The sequence below is a fragment of the Roseomonas sp. TAS13 genome (assembly GCF_001950415.1).
GTDB classification, from domain to species: domain Bacteria; phylum Pseudomonadota; class Alphaproteobacteria; order Acetobacterales; family Acetobacteraceae; genus Roseomonas; species Roseomonas mucosa.
Genome location: NZ_BDLP01000457.1, coordinates 1 through 3,054, shown reverse-complemented (window position 1 = coordinate 3,054; position 3,054 = coordinate 1). Strand labels below are relative to the sequence as shown.

General features: G+C 72.0%; 5 protein-coding genes. 1 reads left to right on the top strand and 4 read right to left on the bottom strand.

Going from position 1 to position 3,054, the window contains the following annotated elements; all coding sequences use genetic code 11:
- From ROTAS13_RS22005 to ROTAS13_RS21995, 3 genes are all read right to left on the bottom strand, one after another.
- Positions 1–615 (bottom strand): LptF/LptG family permease (locus ROTAS13_RS22005; RefSeq protein WP_139323491.1); only part of this gene is annotated, 615 nt, incomplete at its 3' end.
- Positions 591–1,856, bottom strand: a complete 1,266-nt coding sequence (locus ROTAS13_RS22000) for an LptF/LptG family permease (protein WP_019463175.1) — start codon at positions 1,854–1,856, stop codon at positions 591–593. The genes ROTAS13_RS22005 and ROTAS13_RS22000, both read right to left, overlap by 25 nt.
- Positions 1,853–2,320: an HIT family protein gene (locus ROTAS13_RS21995; RefSeq protein WP_019463176.1), complete on the bottom strand. Its 468-nt coding sequence runs from the start codon at positions 2,318–2,320 to the stop codon at positions 1,853–1,855. Before ROTAS13_RS21995 ends, ROTAS13_RS22000 begins: the two co-directional genes overlap by 4 nt.
- Positions 2,321–2,375: 55 nt before the next feature.
- Here ROTAS13_RS21995 and ROTAS13_RS21990 point away from each other — a divergent pair, with 55 nt between their 5' ends.
- The gene (locus ROTAS13_RS21990; protein ID WP_075823437.1) at positions 2,376–2,897 is read left to right on the top strand and encodes a DUF2141 domain-containing protein; all 522 of its coding nucleotides are present in this window, start codon (positions 2,376–2,378) and stop codon (positions 2,895–2,897) included.
- On the opposite strand, the gene ROTAS13_RS27850 is transcribed toward ROTAS13_RS21990, so the two are convergent.
- The coding region (locus ROTAS13_RS27850; protein WP_216348711.1) for a hypothetical protein at positions 2,848–3,054 on the bottom strand (207 nt) is incomplete at its 5' end. The genes ROTAS13_RS21990 and ROTAS13_RS27850 overlap by 50 nt on opposite strands.

Below are 3,054 nucleotides of genomic sequence, written 5' to 3'. Positions count from 1 at the left end.
CGCCTTACGGTAGAGCTGTGCGTAGATGTGATCAAGAGACAGCCCCGAGGGATCGCGCCGCACCAGCAGCACGCCGGACAGCACCGCGCCGTCGGGCGATACCGCATCGGCGGCCAGGATGTCCGTCCCGTCGCGCAGCCACATCCGGCGATCCAGGGCCAGCGGCCGGTCCCGCGCCTCCAGATGGTCCCACCAGTCGGAGAGCGCGCGCTCGCTGTAGGGCGCCACGCCGACCTGAAGACCGAACTGCAGGCCGGCCGCCAGGGCGCAGGCGGGAACCAGTGCCCCCATGATCCGCCAGCTTCCCAGCCCCGTGGCCCGCATGGCGGTGATTTCCAGCGAGCCGGCGAGCCGCTGAAAGGTCAGGATCGCCCCGACCAGCACCGAGAGCGGCACGAGCTGCCCAAGCGTGGTGGGCAGGCGCAGCAGGGCATAGCGCCCGATGTCCCACACCCCGCCGCGGGCCAGCACGTCCCCGGCCTTGTCGAGCAGGTCCAGCAGCTGCAGCAGCGCGGCCAGCCCCAGCAGCACCGCCGTGGCCCGGCCGAGGAAGATCCGCGTCAGGTAGCGCGCCAGCACCCGTGGCAGCATCAGCGCGCGGCCCTCGCCCGCCACGGCAGGCAGCGCGCCAGCAGTCCACCGGCCCAGGCCGCCGCATCGTCCATCCGCGCCAGGATGCGGTCGAAGGGGCCTTCCTCCGGATGGAGGTTGCTGTGCCGGAAGACCAGGATGCTGAACGCGGCGAACAGCGCGAACAGCAGCCACAGCGCCAGCGGCGCGTCGAGCCGCCCGATGGCGCCGAGGGATTCCGCCAGTTGCAGCGCCTGCTGATAGACCACGAGGATCGCCGCCCCCAGCAGGATCGCGACCGAACGGCGCGAGCGCTTGGCGGCCAGCCCCATCGGCATGGCCAGCAGTGGCAGCAGCAGCAGCGAGGCCGAGCGCACCAGCCGCGCGTGCAGCTCCCCCGCCATGCGGCGCGGCGCCACGGGCGCGTCCGCCCGCTCCCGCCCCGTCCAGAGCTCGTCCAGCGTCATCTCCCGCTCATCCGCGCCGCGCAGCCGGAAGATCGGCAGGCGCCGGACGAAGGGGCGCGACTGTTCCGAGGCCGAGAAGGTCAGCGTATGCGCCTGCCCCTGCGGGTCCACCGTCAGCTGCCGCCCGTCCTCCAGCTCCAGCAGCAGCTCGCTGGTCTCCACGCTCAGCAGCATCCGCCCCGTGGCGGCGGTGGTCAGCACGTCTGTCCCGTCCTGCTGCCGCTGGTGCAGGAAGATGCCGTGCAGGAGGCCCGTCTCCGGGTCCCGGCGCTCGACATGGACGGTGAGCCGCTTGCCGATCTGGGCGAACTCGCCCGGAACCAGGGTCGCGTTCCATCCCGCATCCATCAGGGTGCTCAGGGCCGCGCGATAGGCATAGCGGCTGACCGGCTGCACATAGCCGTAGAGCGCCACGCCCGCCAGGGCGCAGGCCACCCCCACGGCCAGGAAGGGCCGCGACAGCCAGGCCAGCGAGAGCCCCGAAGCCTGCAAGGCATCCAGCTCGTGGTTCTGGCTGAGCCGCGAGACAACGACATAGACCGCCAGGAACAGCGCCGCCGGCACCGCCAGCCCCAGGTAGTGCGGGATCAGGTAGAGCACCAGCTGCGCGATGGAGCTGGCCGGGCTGCCCGCCCCCGCCAGCAGGTTGAAAAGCCGCAGCAGCCGCTCCAGCAGCAGCGCCGGCAGCACCAGCAGCAGGGTGCCTGCCAGCGGCCGGATCAGGAGCCGCAGCATGTACCGGCTGACCAGCCCGCCCCCGGCCGGCGGCCCGCGGGTGGCCTCCGCCCGGGCGCGCCTCTCCTCGACCGACCCGCTCACGCCGCCGCGGAGGCCCAGCTCTCGCGGAGGCGGCGCAGCAGGCCGTCCCGCACCGCATCCTCCGGCTCCACCGCTTGCCCAAGTGCCGGCGGCCCGGGCCAGCCGGCATCCGGGAAGGCCTGGCCGAGATGCGTCCGCACCCCGTCATAACGGGGGATGACGTGAAAATGGACGTCGGGGTCCACCATCATCAGCATGAGGTAGTTGATCTTCTCATACCCGACGAAGTCCCGGAGCATGGGCTCGAGGCGCGCCACGGCGGCGTGCAGGTCGGCGAAACCCGCGGGACTCACCTCGCCGAAGCGCGTCGCCTCCTCGCGGCAGACGAGGACCAGCGCGCCGAGCGTGACCTGCTGCGGGCGCAGCAGCACGGTCCAGCAGCGCGTTTCGCCGATCAGCGTGGCGGGATAGCCGAACTTGACCAGCGTGGCATTTGGTGTGGCATCCGGTATGGCACTGGGCATGCGCAGACACCTACGCCCTGTCGCCGGAAGACGCCAGACGGACCCCGGCCACCCCATGCTCCGGCCCTTCCCCGGCCTGCCCGGACCCTTGCGGCGCCTGTGGTGCTGCGCCGCGCTGCTGGCATTGCTCGCCGCGCCGCAGCCGGCGGCCGCACGGCCGGAAGACGGCCCCCGCGTCACCGCCTGCACCGCCGCCGATGCGCCGGCCGGCCCGCGCCTGCATGTCGCCGTCACCGGCGCCCGCCGCGTCGCCGGCAACATCACCATCACGGTCTATGGCCCGAAGCCGGAACGCTTCCTGGCCAGCCATGCCTATCTCGCCCGGCAGCGTGTCCCGCTGCGGACGAGTTCGGCGGAAGCCTGCTTCGCCCTGGCCGAGCCCGGCATCTATGCCGTCGCCGTCTATCATGACGAGAACGACGACCATAACTTCAACCGCAGCCTGCTCGGCCTGCCCTCCGAGGGCTACGGCTTCTCCAACGACGCCCCCACCTCCGTCGGCCTGCCGTCCTTCGACAGCGTGCGCTTCACCGTGCCGCCAGGGGAGTCGCGGATGACCATCCGCCTCCGCTACTGACCCGCAGGACCGTGGCGGGCGAGGCCCTGAACATCCCGTCCGCCGCATCCCGAAGCCGCAGCTCGACCGCCACGCGCCACCCTTCCGCCTCGCGCGCGATACGGAGCATCTGCCCTGTCTCTTGATCACATCTACGCACAGCTCCACCGTAAGGCGA

Coding starts and splice junctions, on each gene's coding strand:
- ROTAS13_RS21995 (WP_019463176.1), bottom strand. CDS start 2,320: ATGCCCAGTGCCATACCGGATGCCACACCAAATGCCACGCTGGTCAAG.
- ROTAS13_RS21990 (WP_075823437.1), top strand. CDS start 2,376: ATGCTCCGGCCCTTCCCCGGCCTGCCCGGACCCTTGCGGCGCCTGTGG.